This window comes from Isoptericola sp. Y581 (genome assembly GCF_059445475.1).
On record NZ_JCAIUK010000010.1, the window covers coordinates 44,556 to 63,252 of the forward strand.

An 18,697-nucleotide genomic window follows, 5' to 3' on the forward strand; every position below is an offset into this window, starting at 1 on the left:
CAGACTGGTCGGTGCTGCGGGGCGGCTGTGCCCCGGGAGCGATCGTCACAGGTGGGACGGCGCGCGTCATCATTGGGCAACCAAAGGAGGTTGTGGAACTTGCGGTCGCAGGCTCGTCCTACGCGTCATGGCGCGCCTCGTCCCACGGGTCGTCGCACGCGTCGCCTCACGCTCGGCGGGCAGGTGCTGGTGCTGCAGCTCGGCGTGCTGCTCGTCGTCGTCGCGGCCGCCGTGACCGTGTTCCTCGGTCAGGCCGACGCCGAGTTCCGCGACGACCGCGCCGACCGGCTCGAGCTGGCGGCGGAGGCGCTCGCCGGCATCCCCGCCGTGCAGCAGTCCCTGGCCGCCGACGTGCCCGACCGCCCCTCCCTCGGCTTCTACCTGCAGACCCGCGCCGACTTCGTCGACGCCACCAACGCCTACCTCACGGACCTCGACGGCCGCGTGCTGGTCGCGACCGACCCGACGCGCGTGGGGGAGCGGCTCGGCCTCGGCGCGCGCCCGACGACTCGCGCGGGCAGCGGCGACGTCGACGACGTGGCCGGGCGGTCCATCGCCGCGTGGGTGCCCGTGTACGGGGCGGGTCAGGCCGTGCCGGACGCCGCCGCGCCCGAGCCGGTGGCCGTCGTCGTCCTGTCCGAGCCGTATCCGCCGCTCGGGGAGCGCCTGTCGCGGGCGGGCGCCGACGTGCTCGTCGTGCTGGTCCTCGGCCTCGGGGTCGCCGCGGCCGGGTCGTGGCTGCTCGCCCGGCTGGTCAAGCGCCGCACGCGCGGGCTGGAGCCGGCGCAGATCGCGGCGCTCGCGGACCACCGCGAGGGCGTGCTGCGCTCGATCCGCGAGGGCGTCGTCGTGGTGGGCGACGACGGCCGGGTGAGCCTCATGAGCGACAGCGCCCGCGAGCTGCTCGGCCTCGCCGGGACGGACGATCCCGCGGGCCGGCCGCTCGACGACCTCGACCTCGAGCCCGCCGTCCGCGACCTGCTGCGCGGCATCGACGAGGTGCACGACGCGGTGCTCGTCTCCGGCGACATCGTGCTGGTGCTCAACCGCCGCCGCGTGCTGCACGACGGCCGCCCGGCGGGCACCGTCACCACGCTGCGCGACCGCACCGAGCTGCTGGCGCTGCAGAGCGAGCTGCACGCCCGCGAGAGCGTCACGGAGACCCTGCGCGCCCAGACCCACGAGTTCAGCAACCAGCTGCACACCGTCTCCGGGCTGCTCGAGCTGGGCGAGTACGAGGAGGTGGGCCGCTTCGTCGAGCGCCTCACCCGCCGCCGCGCGGACCTCAGCGACGTCGTGACCGCGCGCGTGGCCGACCCGGCGGTGGCCGCCCTGCTCATCGCGAAGGCGAGCCTCGCGGACGAGCGGCACGTCGAGCTCGTCGTCGACCCGGAGAGCTCGCTGCCGCGGCTGGACCCTGACCTGTCGGCCGACGTCGGCACCGTGCTCGGCAACCTCGTGGACAACGCCGTGGACGCCGCGGCCTGGGCCGCCGGCCCCGACCCGCAGGGCGTCGTCCGGCCCGCGCGGGTGCGCGTCCGCCTGGCGGTGTCCGGCCCGGAGCGGAGCGTCGTGGTGGAGGTCTCCGACAGCGGGCCCGGCGTGCCGCCCGAGCAGGCGGACACGATCTTCCGGCGCGGGTGGAGCACCAAGCCGCACGGCGAGGTGGGGCGCGGCGTCGGCCTCGCGCTGGTGCACGTGCTCGCCCAGCGCCGCGGCGGCGGCGTGACGGTGCACAATGGCGGCGCCGTCGACGACGGCGCGGGCGGCGCCGTGTTCACCGCGCGGCTGCCGCAGGCCGCAAGCCGGCAGCCGACCGACCGGACGACCGACGAGGGGGTGCGACCGGCATGAGCCTGGACGTGCTCGTGGTGGACGACGACTTCCTGGTCGCCTCCATCCACCGCCGGTTCGTGGAGCGGGTGCCCGGCTTCCGCGTCGTCGGCGAGGCGCACACCGGCGCCGACGCGCTCGCGGCCGTCGAGCGGCTCCGCCCCGACCTCGTGCTCCTCGACGTGCACCTGCCCGACGTCGGCGGCATCGAGGTGCTGCGCCGGCTGCGGGCCGCGGGGCACGACCTGGGCGTGGTCGTGATCACCGCAGCCCGCGAGGCCGACACCGTGCGCGCGGCCGCGGCGGGCGGGGCGGCGCACTACCTGGTCAAGCCGTTCGCCTCCGAGGACCTCGTGGCCCGGCTCGAGGCGTTCCGCCGCTCGCACGAGGCCCTCCAGGGCCTGGCCGGCGCCGAGGACACCGCCGACCAGGCCGCCGTCCAGGCCGACATCGACGCCGCCTTCGCCCCGCAGCCCGCGCGCGTCTCCCCGCGCGCGCCGCTGCCCAAGGGGCTGAGCCAGGAGACGGCGGACGCCGTGCTCGGCGCTCTCGCCGGCGGCGCGGAGCTCAGCGCCGCCGAGTGCGCCGACGCCGTCGGCGTCAGCCGCGTCAGCGCCCGCCGCTACCTGGAGCACTTCGCGACGTCGGGCCGCGCCGCGGTGCGCCTCAACTACGCCACGGCCGGGCGGCCCGAGCGCCGCTACCGCCTGCGCTGATGGTCACGGGAAGGCGGGGCCGCTCCCGAGCTCCGAGCCGTTCGCGTCGTACCAGGTGAGCGTCGCGCCATCCCAGGGGCCGTCGCCGCTCGGGCCCGCGCCCTGGCCTTCAGCGCCATCGTCGAGGTCGGCGCTCCACGCCACCCAGTAGCCGGCGTCGACCGTGGCGTCGAGCCGGACTCCTGCGGCGGTGGTGACCTCCACCCGGGCGACGTCCGCCCCCGCGATCCCGACCAGGGCACCGCCCGGGCCGGACGCGCCGCCGCCGACCGCGTCCGCGTCGCCCGGCGCCGGATCCTGCTGAGGCAGCGCACCGTCGGCGGTGAACAGCGGCGCATACGGCGCGTCGGCCTCCTGCACGCACGCGGTGAGCCGGTGGGCGGCCTCGTTCACGAGCACCGTGACGCCGTGGTCGTCGCGTCGGCCCTCGAGGACCGGGCCGGCGGCCGCGCCGCCCCAGCCGGGGCTGCAGGCCCGACGGCGCTCGTCGGCGAACGTGGGGGAGCCCGCGTCGACGTCGTGCCAGGCGGCGTCGAGGGGCACGGACCGCGTGGTCCCGTCCACGAGGCGCCACGTGAGCGTGACCTCCGCGTCCTTCGGGACGTCGCCGGGCGCGAGGAACGCGGACCAGTAGCCGTCGTCGGTCAGGTCGGCCTCCACGACGAGGCCGGAGTCCTCCCGGTCGGAGCCGTCGGTGTCCGCGACGCTCCACTCGGCGTGGACGTCCACCGACACGACGCCCTCGCCCACGGTGCCCCACAGCGCGGACCACCCCCCGAGCTGGGTGCCGACCGGCAGGACCGCGCCCGGCTCGGGTGCCGCGTCGCGGACATGGGTCCAGAGCCTGCTGCTCGTCGTCCCGGCGCCGACGGCGCAGAACCCCGCGAGCCCGGAGTCCGTGGCGAGCAGCGTCAGGTCTGCGTCGCCGCGCGACCCTCGCGCGATGGTGCGCCAGGACAGGTCGGCCTCGAACCCGTCGGGAACGGCCGAGGCGGTCAGGTGCTCCTGGCACCCCTCGACCTGCGACGCCGGCCCGACGCGGAGGCCCCCGGGCGCGACCAGGAGCGCGGCGGCGCCCAGGACGACGAGCCCGGTGGCCGCGGCGACCAGGGCGTTCCTGCGGCGGTGCGGGGAACGACGTCGGTCCGGTCCGTGCACCGGAGGTGCCACGTCGACGCGCACGCGGTCGTCCACGAGTTCGAGGAGGTGGGCGCCGGTGCCGGCCGAGCGGCCGCCGTCGCTGCCTGTACCGCCCTCGTGCTCGATCGACGCCTCCAGCGCGGCCCGCGCCGCATCGAGCCGGTCGGGGTCGGGCGAGGTCGCCGGCGCAAGGTGGGTCAGACGACGGTCGATGCCGTCGGTGCGGTCGTCGGTGCTCATGCCGACCTCCTCGGGGTCGGGGTAGGGCCCGTCGGGCGCGCGGTGCCCCTGGCGTCGGTGCCGATGAGGCCGTCTTCTCCGGCCGTGAGCCGCCGTCGGGCCCGGTGCAGCCGCACGTGGAAGGCCGCCGTCGAGCAGGACGCGACGTCGGCGGCCAGTGACTCGGGTGCGGCATCGGGCAGCGGCGCCGAGGCCTCGAGGTTGGTGAGGGCGTCGACGAGCGAGCGGCGGCGGCGGTCCGACCGGTGCGCGTTCCGTACGTGGTTGCGCGCGACGACCAGCAACCACGGCAGCGCCGGGTCCGGCACGTCGCCGATGCGGCGCCACGCGACGAAGAACGTCTCGGACAGCACCTCCTGCGCGGTGTCCGGGTCGGTGTGGCGCAGCGCGTAGGCCTGGACACGGACGGCGTGGTCATCCCACAGCGCGGCCAGCCGTGCATGCGGGTCCACGTCGTCGTCGGAAGTGCTCACACCACGTAGTGTCCGGCAGGCCACGGAACTTACGGCGTCGGCAGCCCTGTGCGACCCGTCGTCTCGCGGCTGCTACGGCGGGACGCGACCTCGTGCCAGAGGGCAATGCCCCAGGGGCTGGACACGCCGCGCATGCGCAGCAGATGCGCAAGGCGATCTGACGTCGCCGTGCGGGTCAGAGGACCCGGGCTGCCGACGAGCGCCTCGCAGCCGCGGGGGAGCCGGACCTGCTCGCCGCGGAGAGCCGCCGGCACAGGCGCATGACCGAGTTGAAGTCGGGGTCGGCGGCGCCGTCCGCCGACATCTCTCCGCCGTCGGGGTACCAGGTCGCCGACCAGCGGCGCGCTCGCAGCAGCACGGTCGGACCCCCGACGACCCGGCCGACGGCCTGGTCGACGGCCGTCGAGCCGGCCCCTGTCCGACTCCAGGAGCTAGGCCGCCGTGGTCCGCGCGGCCAGCTCGTCGAGCCTCACCCGCGCGACGGTAGTGCCGTGGGCGACGTCACTGCAGGGTGAAACCGCCGTCGGTCGTGAGCACGCGCCCGACCATCCAGGAGCCCTCGGGCCCGACGAGCCAGCCGATGAGCCGCGCGGGGTCGGCCGGCTCGCCCCAGCGCCCGAACGGCAGGGCGTCGCGGATCTCGTCGAGCTCGGCGAGGGAGCGGTCGGTGGTTTCCGGGTCGAGGTACCCGGTGTTGACCGGTCCGGGGTTGATCGTGTTGAGGACGATGCCGAGCTCGAGGAGCTCGGCGGCGACGGTCGCCGTGACTCCCGCCAGCGCGGCCTTCGAGGTGGCGTAGGCGACCTCGCCGCGCATGGCCCCGCCCTCCTGGCCGGACGTCATCCACACGACCTTGGGAGCCGTGGCGGCGTCGTGCGGGGCGGTGCGCTGCAGCCGGTCGCCGGGCCGGGCGGACGTCGCGGGCGCCTGCCGGAACTGCTCGGCGAACCGCCGCGTGAGTAGCAGCGTGGACCGCGTGTTCGTCTCCCAGAACGCGTCCAGCGCGGCGGGGGACATGTCGAGGATCGACCCGTCGCCGCCGCTCCTGGCGTGGTTGCACACCAGGATGTCCACCGTCCCGGTCAGCGCTCGGGCGGCGTCGAACAGGGTGTCGACCTGCGCCGGGTCCCGCAGGTCCGCGCTCGCGTCCCCGGCGACGGCGCCGGGGAGCAGCGCCCCCCGGATCCCGGAGCGCACGGCGTCGAGGTCGTCCGCTCCCCACGGCCGGTCGACGTCGTGGGCGGCGTAGTGGTGGGTGAAGACGCTCGCGCCGCGGGACGCGAGGTCGCACGCCACGGCGTGGCCGATGCCCCGGCGTCGTGAGACGCCCGTGACGAGCGCGGTACGGCCGGCGAGCGGAAGGTCGTCGTGGGACATGTGTGGACCCTATCGAAGCCCGGTGCGCGTGCCCGGCGACCCCTGGGCGAGCTCCGGTCGGTCGTGGGAGCGCCGCCGCACACCCTCGGGACGCGCCACGGCCTCTGCGAGGCTGGGGGCATGCGTCTCCTCCTCCTCCGACATGGACAGACCCCCGCCAACGTGGCGGGCCTGCTCGACACCGGCGCCCCCGGGCCGCGACTCACCCCGCTGGGCGAACGCCAGGCCGCCGCGGTGCCGTTCGCGCTCCGGGACCGGGCGGTCGGCGCGCTGGCGGTCTCCTCGCTCGTCCGGACGTCCCTCACCGCCGGGCCGCTGGCCCAGGACCGCGCGCTGGAGCCGCTCGTGCTCGACGGGCTGCGCGAGGTCGAGGCCGGGGACCTGGAGATGTCCGCCGACCTCGCCGACCACCACACCTACCTCGAGACGGTGTTCGCCTGGGCGCGCGGGGACCACGCGCGCCGCATGCCCGGCGGCCCGGACGGGCACGACTTCCTGACCCGCTTCGACACGTCCGTGGCGCGCCTGGCCGACCTCGGCGAGGACGTCGTCGTGGCCGTGTCCCACGGCGCGGCGATCCGCACGTGGGCGAGCTCGCGCGTGCAGGGCCTCGAGGTCGACGAGGTCGAGCACACGCCGCTGGCCAACACCGGCCTCATCGAGGTCGAGGGCGACCCCGTCTCCGGGTGGCGCCTGGTCGACTGGCAGCGCGACCCCGTCGGCGGCGCGCACCTCGAGCCCGTCGTCGCGAACGACCCCACGGGCGAACCCGTCGACGACTGACGGACGACCGACGACCGACGACCAGGCATCCGATCGCTGGACAGGCCCTTGCCATGACCTGCCGCTCTGTCGCTAGCCTCCGATCATGGCCGACGACGTGCGCAACGTGCAGGACGCTCTCGACTCGATCGACACGCAGTGGCAGCCGCACCGGCTGACCAGCGTCAACGACTACGACGTCAAGGTCGTGAAGCTCGAGGGCGAGTTCGTCTGGCACACCCATCCCGACACGGACGAGATGTTCATGGTCGTCAGCGGCGTCCTGACCATTCAGCTCCGCGACCGCGACGTCGTGCTCGGCCCGAGCGACGTCTTCGTGGTCCCGAAGGGCGTCGAGCACTGCCCCAAGGCCGACGCCGAGGTGCACGCCATCCTCTTCGAACCTCGGGGGACGGAGAACACCGGCGACGTGGGTGGCGACAGGACGGCGTCGCTCAGGGAGCTGAGCTGAACTGAGCTGAGCCGGGCTCAGGCCTGCTGCGGGTAGACGATCGCCTTCATCGAGCGGGGGTCAGTCGACGCGATGTCCAGCGCGGTCGCGGTGTCCGCCAGTGCGAAGGAATGGGTCTGGAGGTCGTCGAGGACCACGCGGCCCGAGGCGACCAGGGAGATCCCCAGCGACCAGGTGTTCTGGTAGCGGTTCACGAGCGCGAGGCTGACCTCCTTCTTGTTGAGGAAGGAGACGGGGAGCTCGACGGGCTGCTTGGGCAGGCCGATCATGGCCGCCCGGCCCGCTTCGCGCAGCCGGTCCATCCCGGCGGCGAGGACCCCGGGCGCCCCCGAGCACTCCAGCAGCACGTCGAAGGTGCCCGCGCCGGGCTCGTCGCTCGTCTCCACGGAGAAGCCCAGCGTGCGGGCGAGGTCCAGGCGGAAGGCGGACACGTCGGTGACCGTGACCGAGCCCGCGCCGAGAGCTCGTGCGGACTGCGCGGCAAGCACGCCCACGGGCCCCGCTCCGGTCACCAGGACGTCGTCGCCGGGCCGGAGCCCGGCACGCTGGCAGGCCCACAGGCCGACAGAGAGCGGCTCGACCATCGCGGCCTGCTCGTAGGTCATCCCCGCGGGGATCGGGAAGAGAGTGCGGGCGTCGAGCGCGACGTACTGCATCAGCGCGCCGTCGAACGGGGGCGTGGCCAGGAACGCGAGGTCCGGGCACAGGTGGTAGCGGCCGGCCATGCACTGCGCGCAGTCGCGGCACGGGGTGCCGGGCTCGATCGCGACGCGGTCGCCGACGGTGAGGCCGGTGACACCCTCGCCGACCTGGACGACCTCACCGGCCGCCTCGTGGCCGAGGACGATGTCCCCGTCGACCACCCAGTCGCCGATGCGCCCGTGGCGGTAGTACGTGGTGTCGGAGCCGCACACCCCGACCGCGTGCACCTTGACCACGGCCGTCCCGGGCGTGGCCTGGGGCATCGGCCGCTCCTGCAGCTCGATGCGACCGATCTCGGTCATCACGGCAGCAACGTTCATGTCGTTCGTCTCCATTCGTGGGTGCGGGGTGTGCGCGTGGCTCAGTGCAGGTCGATCGTCTCGACGGCCCGGATGACGTTGCGGATGTAGTCGTTGGCGTGGCGGCCGAGGTCCGCGCCGTCGCGCCACAGGTTCCGCCAGATGCCGAGGGTCGCGGTGAGCTGCGGGTCCACGACGGCCGAGGAGAACGACTCGAAGACGATCGGGCCGTCGTAGTCCACGTGGCGCAGGGCGCGGAAGAACGACGGGAAGTCGACGGTGCCGGTGCCGAGGTAGCCGCGGTGGCTCTCCCCGATGTGCACGTACTCGAGGCGCCGGGCCGAGTCCACGACCGGTGCGAACAGGCCCGACTCCTCGATGTTCATGTGGTACGTGTCCAGGTGGACGCCCAGGTTGTCCATCCCGATCTCGTCGACGTACGCGACTCCTTGTGCGGCGGTGTTGAGGATGTTCGTCTCGTACCGGTTGACGATCTCCAGGCCGAGCCGGACACCGAGGCCGTCCGCCCGGCGGGCGAGCCGACGCAGGGCGTCCTGCCCGTTGACGATCTCCGCCGCGGTGGCCGGGCGCATGTGCTTGCGCATCGGGCCGTAGACGACGCCGCACAGGTGCGAGGAGCCGAGCTCGTGCAGGATCTCGAGGACCGCCGTCAGGTGCGCCTCGCCGCGGCTCACGACCTCGGCGTCCTCGGAGCTGATGTTCACCTCGTCGGTGAGCCCGAGCGAGGCGGTCACCGCGAGGTCGTACTCCGCCGCCAGCGACTTGGTGAGCTCGACGTTCCACCCGCGGGGGTCGAACATCGGCAGCTCGATGAGGTCGAAGCCGGCCTCCGCGGTGCCGCGGAACGCCGTCCTCAGGCCCTCGTCGTCGAACGTGCCGGTCCAGACGGAGGCGTGACAGCCGATCATGGTCTTCCCTTTCGACAGGATGGGAGAAGTCGTGGGCGCGGTCATGCCGGCGTCGCCGTCGCCGTGAGCCGGTCGCCGTCCTCGCGCACTCGCAGCACCTCGAGGGAGGGGACGACGAGGTGCGCGTGCGGGGCGAGCTCGTCCCGGTCGAACGTGCCCACGACGCCGATGGCCAGGCAGCCGGCGGCCCGAGCGGACCGCAGCCCGGCGATGGTGTCCTCCAGCGCGATCACCGGGCCGTCGCAGCCGCGCCCGCGCAGCTCGTGCAGCCCCTTCGCGAACGGCTCGGGCGCGGGCTTCCCCGAGGCCACGTCGTCGCCCGTCACCAGGAAGGTCGGGAAGGGCAGGCCGGTGGCGCCGTACCGCGCGCGGGCTACCGGCCGCGCGGCCGAGGTGACGATGCCCCACCGCGGCGCGGGCAGCGACGCGACGAGCTCGCGCACCCCCGGCAGCGGGTCCAGCAGCTGCCCGTCGCGCGACTCGATCTCGGTGAGCCGGTCCTCCGCCCGTCGGCGGTCGTCGGCGGGGATCCCGAAGGCCGCGACGACCGCCTGCACGGTGAGGCCGTGCGACCCCGCGAGCAGCATCGGCACGTCGTACTCGGAAGCCAGGATCCGCCAGGCCTCCTCGACCGCCGGCACCGAGTCCACCAGGGTGCCGTCCATGTCGGACAGCACGCCCCCGATCTCGATCGGCCGCCCGGCGGCGAGGTCCGCGACCAGGTCGGCGGCGAGGGCCTCCCGCGTGCCCGTCGTGCTCTGCATGAGGTCGTACTCCATTCCGCGAGTTCTCGACGCCCGAGTGCCGGGGCCGCTCCCTCGTGTCCGTTGCGGTGTCCGAGCAACGTAGAACGGAATGCTCTTACGTTGACCTACCATGCTCGGATGAGCAGACCGCTTCCCATCGATCAGCAGGTCCTCCACACGTACGTCGCGATGCAGAACCTCGCTCACGGCCGTGCCATCAACGACATCGCCGAGGAGATCGGCAGGTCCCGGTTCGCCACGGCCCGCATGGTGAAGCGCGCGCGGGAGCTGGACCTGATCGAGGTGAGGGCGAAGGTTCCCGACCCGGTCGACGTCGACCTCTCCGCGCGGCTGGTGCAGCGGTACGGGCTTCGTTCGGCACTCGTCGTGGCGGCGCCCTCGACGAGCATGTCCGAGGCGCGGGAGGCGATCGCCCGGATCACCGCGCGCTACATCGCCGACGACCTCGAGGAGGACGACGTGATCGGGATCGCCCCGGGGCGGACCCTCGTGCTCGCGTCGCGGCTGGTCGCGAACCTGCCCTCCGCCGACATCGTCCAGCTCACCGGCGTGGGCGCACCGCGGCTGGAGGACGGCGTCGAGGTCATCTCGAACCTTGGCCGGGCGAGCGGCGGCGCCACCTACCCCCTGTACTCCCCGGTGCTGCTCATGAAGGACCCGAAGGCGCGGATGCTCCTCCAGCACCCGTCCATCCAGCGCACGCTGCGCCGGATGGACCACCTCGGGAAGGCCTTCCTGACGATCGGCGGCTGGCCCGGGGCGTCGCTGCTGGCGCAACAGCTGACCGATCTCGGCGAGCGTGCGGCCTTCGAGAAGAAGGGTGTCGTCGCGGAGATCGGGACGGCCCTGCTCGACCGCGACGGCAACTCGGTGTCGGGCCTGGAGGAGCGGCTGGTCGGGATCTCCGAGGAGAGCCTGCGCCGGGTGCCCACCCGCGTCGGCATCGGCGGGGGCGCGGGCAAGGAGCAGGCGGTCACCGCCACCCTGCGATCCGGGATCTGCCACGTCCTCATCACGGACGTGGGCTGCGCGCAGGCGGCGCTCGCGGCGTGACCGCCGCGGCCCGACGGCCGCAGCGGTCACGCCCGCGCGAACGGGTCGGTTCAGGCCCGCGCCGTCTGCTCGGTGCGCACCTGGTCGTACCAGGTGCGCGCGAGCCCGGGGTCGTCGGAGGTCGTGCCGTCCGCGCCCAGCTCGACGGCCCGGCGCATGTCGTCGACCGTGCGCAGCGGCCAGACGTGCAGCTCGAGGCCCAGCTCGTGCACGGCGTCGACGACCTCGGGGGTGAGGCCCTCGAGGCCGCAGGCGAAGCGCGTGGAGCGGGTGTGGTCCAGCAATCCCCGCCAGCCGCCCTCGAACTCGTCGGCGACGGCGATCGTCTTCACGATGATGCACCGGCCGATCGTCGGCATCAGCTCCGCGGCGTGTCGGAGGGCGTCGGGGTCGAAGCCGGTCAGGATCGTGCGCTCGGCCTCGTCGGGGTGCGCCGCGAAGTACTCGGCGAGGTAGGGCACCGTCGCGGGATCCTTGATCTCCAGCTGGATGAAGGTGCGCGTCGCGTCGTACATCTCGGCCAGCGTGACGACGCCCCGGCCGGAGTCGAGCCGCGCCGCCTGCAGCTGGGCGAGGGTCAGCTCCGCCGCCGGGCCGAGCCCGCGGGCGGCGTCGTCGCCCGCGGTGCGGTCGAGGGTGGCGTCGTGCAGCAGGAAGAGCTCGTCGTCCTTGCTCAGCCGCACGTCGAGCTCGATCTCGTCGACCCCGACCCGCTCGGCGAGGGCGTACGACTCGAGGCTGTTCTCGGGCTTGTGGGTCATCGCGCCGCGATGACCGACGATCGACAGTGGCATCTCAGTTCACTCGTTCCTCATATTGGGGGCGGATCCGATCGATCGACAGCTCCAGGTTGGTCGCCATCGTCGAGAGGGTGGATTCCGGGTCGGCACCGCCGGAGTACACGGCCTGGATGGTGTTCTTCGCCTCGGGCAGGCACTCCGGCACGTAGCGGCGGACGATGTCGGGCGCCTTGGCGGCCGCGAGCTGGTCGATCGCGACCTGGTAGTTCCGGTTCTCCGCGGCGCGCCGACGGATCTCGTCGGACTCCTTCGCTGCCTTGGTGGTCGGCATGTAGCCGGTGCCGACCGTCCAGTCGACGGAGGCCTGCCCGGAGCTGAGGAACTTGATGACCTCCCAGGCCGCCTGCTTGCGCTCCTGGGAGGCGTAGCGGAGCACGGCCAGCCCGCCGCCGCCGGTCGGCACGCCGGTCGTCGCCTGCTCGGGCAGGAAGCCGCACCCGACCTCGAACTCCGCGGACTCGATGATGCTGGTGAGGGCCCCGGTGGACTCCAGGATCGTCGCCGCCGTCCCCGCGACGAAGTCTCCGGACGGGTCGTTCGAGAGATACCCGGCGCCGTCGTCGTGGATGACGGCGCGATCGAACTCGAGCGCCGCCATCGTGGCGTCGGAGGTGAGCCGCATGTCCAGACCGTCCGAGTAGCCGCCCCCGAACGCCCAGGTCGACCCCTGGAAGTACCAGTCGTCGGCGCCGGTGTAGGCGCGCATCGACACGGACTGGCCGTCGGCCGAGTAGCCGGCCAGCTCCTTGCCCCAGTCCCGGTACTCGTCGTAGGTCTCCGGCGCGCGATCGGGCAGGCCGACGGCGGCGAAGAGGTCGCGGTTGTAGTAGAAGAGCGGCGTCGAACGCCCGAACGGCAGCCACCAGACGTCGTCCTTGACGGTCCCCTCGGCGAGGAACCGCTCGTCGAAGGCGTCGGTGCCGAAGCCGCCGTCGAAGTATCCGGTGAGCGGCTCGAGGGCGTCGGCGAGGTAGAAGCGGTTCCAGACGACGTCGCTCATCACCGAGATGTCCGGCACCTGCCTGGCCTGCAGGCTCGCGGCGAGCTTCGACTCGACGTTGTCGTAGCCCTCGAAGATCTGGATCTCGCAGAAGATGTCGCTCTGCGCCGCGTGGAAGGCGTCGACGTTCCGCTGCAGCACCTCGGCGTTGTGGGACGTCCAGTTGCTCCACAGCACCACGCGCAGACGGTCCGCGAACTCCGCCGGCACGTCTCCGCCGGGCTGTTCCATGATGGCGCCGGGGCCCCGGCCGGCGCCGAAGCAGCCGGTCAGGACGGGCGCCGCGGCGGCCATCATGCCCGCGGCGAGCACCTGCCGGCGGGTGAGTCCGCGAAGCCTGCTTCCGTGCCCTCCTGCGTGGGGGCGTCTCTGGGCGTGCATGATCTCCTTCGATCGTCGGGGGACGGGTGGGAGCACGTCGGGGCTCAGCGGCCGCTGCCCGCGGCGGCGCCGGTGAGCCCGGAGACGATGTACCGCTGGGCGAAGAGGAAGACGAGCAGCATCGGCAGCACCACGAAGAGCGTTCCGGACATGAGCACGCCCCACGAGACCATCCCGTCGTTGGCCTTGAGGTACATGAGGCCGATGGGCAGCGTGCGCATGTTGACGGAGTTGGTGATGATCAACGGCCACACGAAGCTGTTCCACTCGTCGATCACCGCGACCAGGGCCACCGTCGCGACGGCGGGCACCGACATCGGCAGCACCATCGAGCCGAGCTTGCGGAGGTGCCCGGCCCCGTCGACCTCGGCGGCCTCGAACACCTCCTTGGGCAGCGACATGAAGTGCTGCCTCAGCAGGAAGGTGCCGAACGCCGATCCGACGCCGGGCAGGATGATGCCGGCGTAGGTGTTGATCAGGCCCATGTTGCCGACGGTGATGTAGTTGACCAGGAGGGTGACGTGCCCGGGGACCATGAGGGCGCCGAGCATCAGGAGGAACAGGACGTTCTTGCCGGGGAACGGCAGGAAGGCGAAGGCGTAGGCCGTGAAGACGGCGAGCACGACCTTGAGGGCCGCCCCGACGACCGTGACGATCACCGAGTTCTTGATGAAGGTGCCGAACGGCGCGAGCTGCCAGGCGGTGCTGACGTTGTCCCACGTGAGGTCGGTGGGCAGGACCTTGGGGGGCCAGGAATAGATGTCGGAGTTCGTCTTGAACGCCGTCGTCACGAGGATGTAGAGCGGCACGACGAACACCAGGGCGGCGGCCACGAGCAGGAGGATCCCCCACCAGCGGTGGCGGAGCTTCCCGAGGCGCCGGGCCCCCGTCGTCGGCTGCTGCCGTGCGGTGCGGGTCCGCGCGGTGCCCTCGTCGCGAGAGGCGGCCGGCCGCGTGGTCGTGGCGGACATCAGTAGTGCACCTTCCTCTCGACGTACCGGAACTGCAGCATGGTGATGACCATGAGGATCACGAACATCACGGTTCCCGAGGCGGCGGAGTAGCCCACGTTGGAGCGCTGGAAGGCCTGTTCGTAGATGAACCAGCTCAGCGTCGTGGTGGCGGAGGCCGGGCCGCCGCCGGTCATGATGGCGATGATGTCGAAGGCCTGGAACGCGGCGATCGTCTGCGTGATCACCAGGAAGAAGGTCGTCGGCGACAGCAGCGGCAGCACGACCCGGGTGAAGAGCTGCCAGCGGGTCGCGCCGTCCAGGCGTGCGGCCTCGAGCACCTCCGAGGGCAACCCCTGCATCCCGGCCAGATAGACGATCGACACGAAGCCGACCCCCTTCCAGATCGAGACGATGATCAGGGCGGGCAGGGCCCAGTTCGCGTCCGTGGTCCAGCCCGGCGAGGTCAGACCCACGGCGTCGAACAGGGTGCGGGCGAGGCCGTAGTTCGGGTCGAAGATGAACAGCCACACGGCGCCGATCGCCGCCCCGGCGATGACGTGCGGGGTGAAGACGATCCCGGTGACGATGCCCGTCCCGGGCAGCTTCATCGAGAACAGCGAGGCGAGCGCGATCCCGAGGACGAGGCTGACGCCCACGACCACGACGACCCACGTCACCGTGGTCACCATGACGTCGAGGAACATGGGCGACGTGAACAGCTGGGTGTAGTTGCTGAGCCCGACGAAGATCGGCTCGGGAGAGATGAAGTCCCAGTTGGTGAGGCTGAGGTAGAGGTTCTCCAGCACCGGCCAGTAGGCGAAGACCGCGATCAGGGCCAGGTTGGGGAAGGCGAACAGGGCGAAGAGCGCGGCCCCCCTGCGCTGTCGGCGCCGATGGAGGAGTGAGTGCCCGCGTACCGGGCGGCGGGTCCCCCGCACGCCGACGTCCACTTCGGCCACGCTCGCCATCGCTCGCCATCCCTTCTCGGGTGCCTCGTTGCTTTCGGGCGCCCGACTGCTGTGTCGGAAGCCGCCAAGGTAGTGCCGGGTATCTCGGGTCCGGGCGGGGGTGCTCGGATGAGCGCGCCGAGCTCGCATTCGAGCGGAGGGGGAAGGGTAGGGTCGCGGAGGACCGCAGCCGACGGAGGTGATCGCGCATGGAACCGTTCGTCGGGATCGTCACCGGCACCAGCCTGGTCGAGGCCGAGCTGCTCCTGACGACCTTCGTGCTGTGCTCCCTCATCGGGGTCGAGCGTCAGCTCCGCCAGAAGGCCGCCGGGTACCGGACCCACGTGCTGGTCGGGCTCGGGTCCTGCGCCTTCACCCTGGTCTCCGCCTACGGCTTCTCCGCCGTGCTCGGCAGCGACGTCAACCTCGATCCCTCGCGCATCGCCGCCCAGATCGTCTCCGGGATCGGCTTCCTGGGGGCGGGCGTGATCTTCAAGGGGCGCAGCTTCGTCCGAGGGCTCACCACCGCGGCCACGATCTGGGTCGCCGCGGCGGTGGGCATGGCCTGCGGCGCCGGGATGCTCTCGCTGGCGGTCGCGCTCACCGCGCTCCACCTCACCACTCTGTTCGTCGTCGCCCCGCTGGTCCGTAGGCTCCCCGACCCGGACCGCAAGCGCATGCTGCGGATCACCTATGCCGACGGCGCCGGCGTGCTCCGCGACGTCCTTGCCGTTGCCTCCGCCTCCGGGTTCACGAGCTCGATCGAGAGCAGCCGACGGGTCGCCACCGGCGGGAAGCCGTTCGTCGTCATGGACATCCGGTTCCACGGACGGCCTCCGGTGCGCGACCTCATCCCGCAGCTCGTCGAGGTGCAGGGCGTCGACCGGGTGGACCTCCGGCACGACGCCGACGAGCTCGACGAGGACGTCGACCAAGCCTGACCGCCGCGCGGGAGGACTGCCGGCGAGAGGTCGAGGCGGTCGTCCACAGGCCCTGTGAGGCCTTGTGGCCGAGGTGCGGCGACCGATAGGATCGAACGTATGTTCGAACATGCGAGCGGGGGTGACGGTGCCCCGAAGATGTGGTCGCGCGGCTCGGTCGTCGCCCCGGCTCGCTCGGGCGTGGACGCGCCGGCCGACGTCGCGGGTGCGGTAGACGTGCTGCGCCGGGTGAACCCGGGGCCGCGACCGTCAGTGCACGACATCTCGGCGGCGATCGACGAGGCCGTGACGATCCAGGCGCGGATCGACGCGCTGGAGGGCGCCAAGCTGCTCGCGGTCGAGCGGGCGCGCAGGGCTGCCGTCGGGTGCGAGCGCGCCCTGCTCGACGAGAACGACCCGGAGCTGCGCCGGGCGTCAGCGGTGCGGCGGCACGAGCTCGCGGCGCGGGCGTTCGTGGCGGACCTCGCGGTGGCTCTGCGGTGGCCCGAGCAGCAGACGTCGCACCTGGTCGACACGGCCCGCACACTGACAAGCGCGGCCCTGGATGCCGGCGGCATGGATGCCGACGGCACGAGCGGTGTGGGCGACGTCGGCACCGGGTCTGCGCTGCTGCAGCTGTGCCGGGGGCGGATCTCCGCGGCGCACGCGCGCGCCCTCGCCGACACGCTCGCAGACTTGCCGGACGCCGTGGCCCGGCGCCAGGTCGAGGGCACTGTGCTCCCCGCCGCCGGGCAGCTCACTGTGCCGCAGTTCCGCCGCCACCTGCGTCGTGCGCGGGATCGGGTGCACCCGGTGCCGCTGACGGTGCGGCACCGCGCTGCGCTCGAGAAGCGGGCGGTCTATGTCGACCCGGGCGCCGACGGCATGGCCTGGCTGACCGCACAGCTGCCCGCCGTCCAAGCACACGCGATCCACGACCGGCTCACCCGCGCTGCGCGGACCGCCCGTGACGGCGGTGATCCCCGCGGGGTCGGGCAGCTGCGCGCGGACGCGCTGGCAGGCCTCCTGCTGGCGGGTCCCGGCGCCGACGGCGGTCGGTTCGGCGAGGCGCGTGCCGGGGCCGGGGGTGACGGCGCTGGTGACGGCGCTGGTGGCCCTGACGCCGTGCCGGACCTGGCCGGCCTGACGAGCCGGATCTCCCCGACGGTGCGGATCACGGTGCCGGTGCTGACGCTGCTGCGTGGCACCGACGTCGCAGAGCTCGACGGACAGGTCCCGGTCGACGCGGAGACCGCGGCCCACCTGACGGCGAACGCGCCGTCACTACGACGGTTCCTGGTCGACCCGGCAGACGGGACGGTCCTGACCGCCGACCCCGGCACGTACGCCGTGCCCGCCGCGTTGCGGGCCCTGCTGCAGCCCCGCGACGTCACGTGCACGTTCCCGGGCTGCACCCGCGCCGCGTCCGGTTGCGACATCGATCACCTGCTGGCCTGGGCCGACGGCGGGGCCACCGTCGCGGACAACCTCTCCCACCTGTGCCGCCACCATCACGTGCTGAAACATCAGACGGGCTGGCGCGTCGCCCGTGCCGCCGACGGCGTCCTGACCTGGACCTCGCCCACAGGACGCACCCGTCGCAGACCCCCGGAGAGCGGACCGCCCGACCCGGGAGGTCCCGAGGTGGCGCCGCGACCCCGCCCCGCGCCATCGGCGCCCGAGCCCGGGCCGCCACCTTTCTGACGTGCGATGGCGGCAGGGCGTGCACGGGCTACGCCGGAAGCGGCTGGACCTCCGTCTGCTGTTCTGTCGGGGACACTGGATGACAGCAATGTTTGCCAAGACTAGGAGTACCAGGTGCCTCAGGGAACTGTCCGATGGTTCGACGCCGACCGAGGGTTCGGCTTCATCGACCTCGGGAACGAGGCCGAGGACCTGTTCGTGCATGCGTCCGAGATCGTCGGCGACGACGGACCGAGGCTGCTCCGCGAGGGGCAGGTCGTCGAGTTCGAGGTGGGCGAGGGTGACCGTGGCCCGCAGGCGCGCCGCGTCCGGGTCACGGGCGACCGGGCCGCCGACGCGCCCGTGGGCGTGCTCGGCACCGTCGCCTGGTACGAGCCGGCCAAGGGATACGGCTTCGTCACGCCCGACGACGGGCGCGGCGAAGTCTTCGTGCACAGCTCGGCCATCGTCGGGGCCGGCGTGATCTCGGAGGGGCAGCGGGCGGCGTTCCTCGTCGTCGACGGGGAGAAGGGGCCGCAGGCGGACCACCTGCTACCGCTGGGGGCGGAGGCTGCACCACCGGCAGCCGACGGCGCGGACGGCACGGTGTCCTGGTACGACGACACCAAGGGCTTCGGGTTCGTCGCTCCAGACTCCGGTGGCGACGACGTCTTCGTCCACGTCAGTGCGCTCGGCTCGGGGTTGACCGAGCTCTCCGAGGGTGCGCGCGTGACGTATGGCGTCGTCGACGGCGACAAGGGGCCGAATGCCCGCAACGTGCAGCTCGTACGCGGCTCCGGGAGTGCGCGCGCGGCCACGGGGCGTGACCGGGACCATGGTCGGTCGAGCCGCCCCGCGGCGTCCGGCGGGCCTGTGCGCGGAGGTGAGGGCTCCGTCGCGCGCTACGACGCGGAGCGCGGTTTCGGCTTCATCACGCCCGATGCCGGGGGCGTGGACCTGTTCGTGCACGTGTCGGTCGTGCGGGGCACCGAGGTCCTGGAGGAGGGCGACCGGGTCCGCTTCAAGGTGCGTCAGAGCGACCGGGGACCGCAGGCAGACAGCGTTGAACTGGTGTGAGCTAGCTCGGTGAGCAGTTCGCCTCCGACTGCGCTCCGGGGCGCTGTCACGCTTGCTGATCCCTGACGCCATCGCCGCCCTGCGTCACGCGGAAGCCGTGTCGTCACCCCCCGCGGCGGCCACTACTTGCCCATGACACGGCCACGATCCTTCGTGCGCGAGCTCGAGGCGTT

The 18,697-nt window shown here is 72.9% G+C and carries 19 protein-coding genes; 8 read left to right on the top strand and 11 right to left on the bottom strand.

The genetic code is table 11. The features are described 5' to 3' along the window. The first annotated feature begins 183 nt into the window (after window positions 1–183). Together AC1C2W_RS18025 and AC1C2W_RS18030 are read left to right on the top strand one after the other, a co-directional pair. Complete coding sequence (locus AC1C2W_RS18025) at window positions 184–1,854, top strand: sensor histidine kinase (RefSeq protein WP_495413898.1); 1,671 nt, start codon at window positions 184–186, stop codon at window positions 1,852–1,854. Then, a complete protein-coding gene (locus tag AC1C2W_RS18030) occupies window positions 1,851–2,549 on the top strand; it encodes a response regulator (RefSeq protein WP_495391055.1) in 699 nt (232 codons plus the stop codon). Before AC1C2W_RS18025 ends, AC1C2W_RS18030 begins: the two co-directional genes overlap by 4 nt. Before the next feature lie 3 nt (window positions 2,550–2,552). Here AC1C2W_RS18030 and AC1C2W_RS18035 read toward each other — a convergent pair whose 3' ends face one another. From AC1C2W_RS18035 to AC1C2W_RS18050, 4 genes are all read right to left on the bottom strand, one after another. After that, entirely contained in the window at window positions 2,553–3,929 is a 1,377-nt protein-coding gene (locus AC1C2W_RS18035) for a hypothetical protein (protein WP_495413899.1), read from the bottom strand. Next, window positions 3,926–4,402, bottom strand: coding sequence for an RNA polymerase sigma factor (locus tag AC1C2W_RS18040; protein WP_495413900.1), 477 nt, complete (start codon window positions 4,400–4,402; stop codon window positions 3,926–3,928). The genes AC1C2W_RS18035 and AC1C2W_RS18040 overlap by 4 nt, the downstream gene beginning before the upstream one ends. A gap of 175 nt (window positions 4,403–4,577) precedes the next feature. Beyond that, window positions 4,578–4,760 carry a hypothetical protein gene (locus AC1C2W_RS18045; RefSeq protein ID WP_495413901.1) on the bottom strand — a complete coding sequence of 61 codons (183 nt, stop codon included), beginning with the start codon at window positions 4,758–4,760 and terminating at the stop codon, window positions 4,578–4,580. 143 nt (window positions 4,761–4,903) lie between these two features. Beyond that, window positions 4,904–5,779, bottom strand: coding sequence for an SDR family oxidoreductase (locus tag AC1C2W_RS18050; protein WP_495413902.1), 876 nt, complete (start codon window positions 5,777–5,779; stop codon window positions 4,904–4,906). Window positions 5,780–5,899: 120 nt separating this feature from the next. On the opposite strand from AC1C2W_RS18050, the gene AC1C2W_RS18055 reads away from it, so the two are divergent. Both AC1C2W_RS18055 and AC1C2W_RS18060 read left to right on the top strand, forming a co-directional pair. Then, window positions 5,900–6,562 carry a histidine phosphatase family protein gene (locus tag AC1C2W_RS18055; RefSeq protein WP_495413903.1) on the top strand — a complete coding sequence of 221 codons (663 nt, stop codon included), beginning with the start codon at window positions 5,900–5,902 and terminating at the stop codon, window positions 6,560–6,562. 85 nt (window positions 6,563–6,647) lie between these two features. Continuing rightward, on the top strand, window positions 6,648–7,013 hold the full coding sequence (locus AC1C2W_RS18060) for a cupin domain-containing protein (protein ID WP_495413904.1): 366 nt from the start codon (window positions 6,648–6,650) through the stop codon (window positions 7,011–7,013). Window positions 7,014–7,030: 17 nt separating this feature from the next. On the opposite strand, the gene AC1C2W_RS18065 is transcribed toward AC1C2W_RS18060, so the two are convergent. Genes AC1C2W_RS18065 through AC1C2W_RS18075 form a run of 3 tightly spaced genes read right to left on the bottom strand, consistent with a single transcriptional unit; the run spans window position 7,031 to window position 9,722 of the window. Next, on the bottom strand, window positions 7,031–8,035 hold the full coding sequence (locus AC1C2W_RS18065; RefSeq protein ID WP_495413905.1) for an NAD(P)-dependent alcohol dehydrogenase: 1,005 nt from the start codon (window positions 8,033–8,035) through the stop codon (window positions 7,031–7,033). Window positions 8,036–8,076: 41 nt separating this feature from the next. Continuing rightward, window positions 8,077–8,943: a sugar phosphate isomerase/epimerase family protein gene (locus tag AC1C2W_RS18070; protein ID WP_495413906.1), complete on the bottom strand. Its 867-nt coding sequence runs from the start codon at window positions 8,941–8,943 to the stop codon at window positions 8,077–8,079. 41 nt (window positions 8,944–8,984) lie between these two features. Continuing rightward, the gene (locus tag AC1C2W_RS18075; RefSeq protein WP_495391046.1) at window positions 8,985–9,722 is read right to left on the bottom strand and encodes an HAD-IA family hydrolase; all 738 of its coding nucleotides are present in this window, start codon (window positions 9,720–9,722) and stop codon (window positions 8,985–8,987) included. Between the two features lie 105 nt (window positions 9,723–9,827). On the opposite strand from AC1C2W_RS18075, the gene AC1C2W_RS18080 reads away from it, so the two are divergent. Continuing rightward, on the top strand, window positions 9,828–10,763 hold the full coding sequence (locus AC1C2W_RS18080) for a sugar-binding transcriptional regulator (protein WP_495413907.1): 936 nt from the start codon (window positions 9,828–9,830) through the stop codon (window positions 10,761–10,763). A gap of 50 nt (window positions 10,764–10,813) precedes the next feature. Here AC1C2W_RS18080 and AC1C2W_RS18085 read toward each other — a convergent pair whose 3' ends face one another. The 4 genes from AC1C2W_RS18085 to AC1C2W_RS18100 are packed head-to-tail and all read right to left on the bottom strand — an operon-like array spanning window position 10,814 to window position 14,856. Then, a complete protein-coding gene (locus AC1C2W_RS18085; RefSeq protein WP_495413908.1) occupies window positions 10,814–11,524 on the bottom strand; it encodes a glycerophosphodiester phosphodiesterase in 711 nt (236 codons plus the stop codon). Window positions 11,525–11,558: 34 nt separating this feature from the next. After that, window positions 11,559–12,944, bottom strand: a complete 1,386-nt coding sequence (locus AC1C2W_RS18090; protein WP_495413909.1) for an ABC transporter substrate-binding protein — start codon at window positions 12,942–12,944, stop codon at window positions 11,559–11,561. A gap of 44 nt (window positions 12,945–12,988) precedes the next feature. Further along, the gene (locus AC1C2W_RS18095; protein ID WP_495391042.1) at window positions 12,989–13,915 is read right to left on the bottom strand and encodes a carbohydrate ABC transporter permease; all 927 of its coding nucleotides are present in this window, start codon (window positions 13,913–13,915) and stop codon (window positions 12,989–12,991) included. Beyond that, window positions 13,915–14,856 carry a carbohydrate ABC transporter permease gene (locus tag AC1C2W_RS18100; protein ID WP_495413910.1) on the bottom strand — a complete coding sequence of 314 codons (942 nt, stop codon included), beginning with the start codon at window positions 14,854–14,856 and terminating at the stop codon, window positions 13,915–13,917. Before AC1C2W_RS18100 ends, AC1C2W_RS18095 begins: the two co-directional genes overlap by 1 nt. A 197-nt stretch (window positions 14,857–15,053) precedes the next feature. Between AC1C2W_RS18100 and AC1C2W_RS18105 the strand changes: the two genes are divergently transcribed. The 3 genes from AC1C2W_RS18105 to AC1C2W_RS18115 all read left to right on the top strand — a co-directional run bounded on the left by AC1C2W_RS18105 (window position 15,054) and on the right by AC1C2W_RS18115 (window position 18,524). After that, window positions 15,054–15,785 carry an MgtC/SapB family protein gene (locus AC1C2W_RS18105; protein ID WP_495391040.1) on the top strand — a complete coding sequence of 244 codons (732 nt, stop codon included), beginning with the start codon at window positions 15,054–15,056 and terminating at the stop codon, window positions 15,783–15,785. 99 nt (window positions 15,786–15,884) lie between these two features. Next, window positions 15,885–17,468 (top strand): HNH endonuclease signature motif containing protein, encoded by a 1,584-nt coding sequence (locus tag AC1C2W_RS18110; protein WP_495413911.1) that lies wholly within the window; start codon window positions 15,885–15,887, stop codon window positions 17,466–17,468. A gap of 114 nt (window positions 17,469–17,582) precedes the next feature. Further along, window positions 17,583–18,524, top strand: coding sequence for a cold-shock protein (locus AC1C2W_RS18115; RefSeq protein WP_495413912.1), 942 nt, complete (start codon window positions 17,583–17,585; stop codon window positions 18,522–18,524). Window positions 18,525–18,697: the final 173 nt, after the last annotated feature.

Coding starts and splice junctions, on each gene's coding strand:
- AC1C2W_RS18060 (WP_495413904.1), top strand. CDS start 6,648: ATGGCCGACGACGTGCGCAACGTGCAGGACGCTCTCGACTCGATCGAC.
- AC1C2W_RS18050 (WP_495413902.1), bottom strand. CDS start 5,779: ATGTCCCACGACGACCTTCCGCTCGCCGGCCGTACCGCGCTCGTCACG.
- AC1C2W_RS18095 (WP_495391042.1), bottom strand. CDS start 13,915: ATGTCCGCCACGACCACGCGGCCGGCCGCCTCTCGCGACGAGGGCACC.
- AC1C2W_RS18080 (WP_495413907.1), top strand. CDS start 9,828: ATGAGCAGACCGCTTCCCATCGATCAGCAGGTCCTCCACACGTACGTC.
- AC1C2W_RS18030 (WP_495391055.1), top strand. CDS start 1,851: ATGAGCCTGGACGTGCTCGTGGTGGACGACGACTTCCTGGTCGCCTCC.
- AC1C2W_RS18035 (WP_495413899.1), bottom strand. CDS start 3,929: ATGAGCACCGACGACCGCACCGACGGCATCGACCGTCGTCTGACCCAC.
- AC1C2W_RS18110 (WP_495413911.1), top strand. CDS start 15,885: ATGTTCGAACATGCGAGCGGGGGTGACGGTGCCCCGAAGATGTGGTCG.
- AC1C2W_RS18070 (WP_495413906.1), bottom strand. CDS start 8,943: ATGATCGGCTGTCACGCCTCCGTCTGGACCGGCACGTTCGACGACGAG.
- AC1C2W_RS18090 (WP_495413909.1), bottom strand. CDS start 12,944: ATGCACGCCCAGAGACGCCCCCACGCAGGAGGGCACGGAAGCAGGCTT.
- AC1C2W_RS18075 (WP_495391046.1), bottom strand. CDS start 9,722: ATGGAGTACGACCTCATGCAGAGCACGACGGGCACGCGGGAGGCCCTC.
- AC1C2W_RS18105 (WP_495391040.1), top strand. CDS start 15,054: ATGGAACCGTTCGTCGGGATCGTCACCGGCACCAGCCTGGTCGAGGCC.
- AC1C2W_RS18065 (WP_495413905.1), bottom strand. CDS start 8,035: ATGAACGTTGCTGCCGTGATGACCGAGATCGGTCGCATCGAGCTGCAG.
- AC1C2W_RS18085 (WP_495413908.1), bottom strand. CDS start 11,524: ATGACCCACAAGCCCGAGAACAGCCTCGAGTCGTACGCCCTCGCCGAG.
- AC1C2W_RS18055 (WP_495413903.1), top strand. CDS start 5,900: ATGCGTCTCCTCCTCCTCCGACATGGACAGACCCCCGCCAACGTGGCG.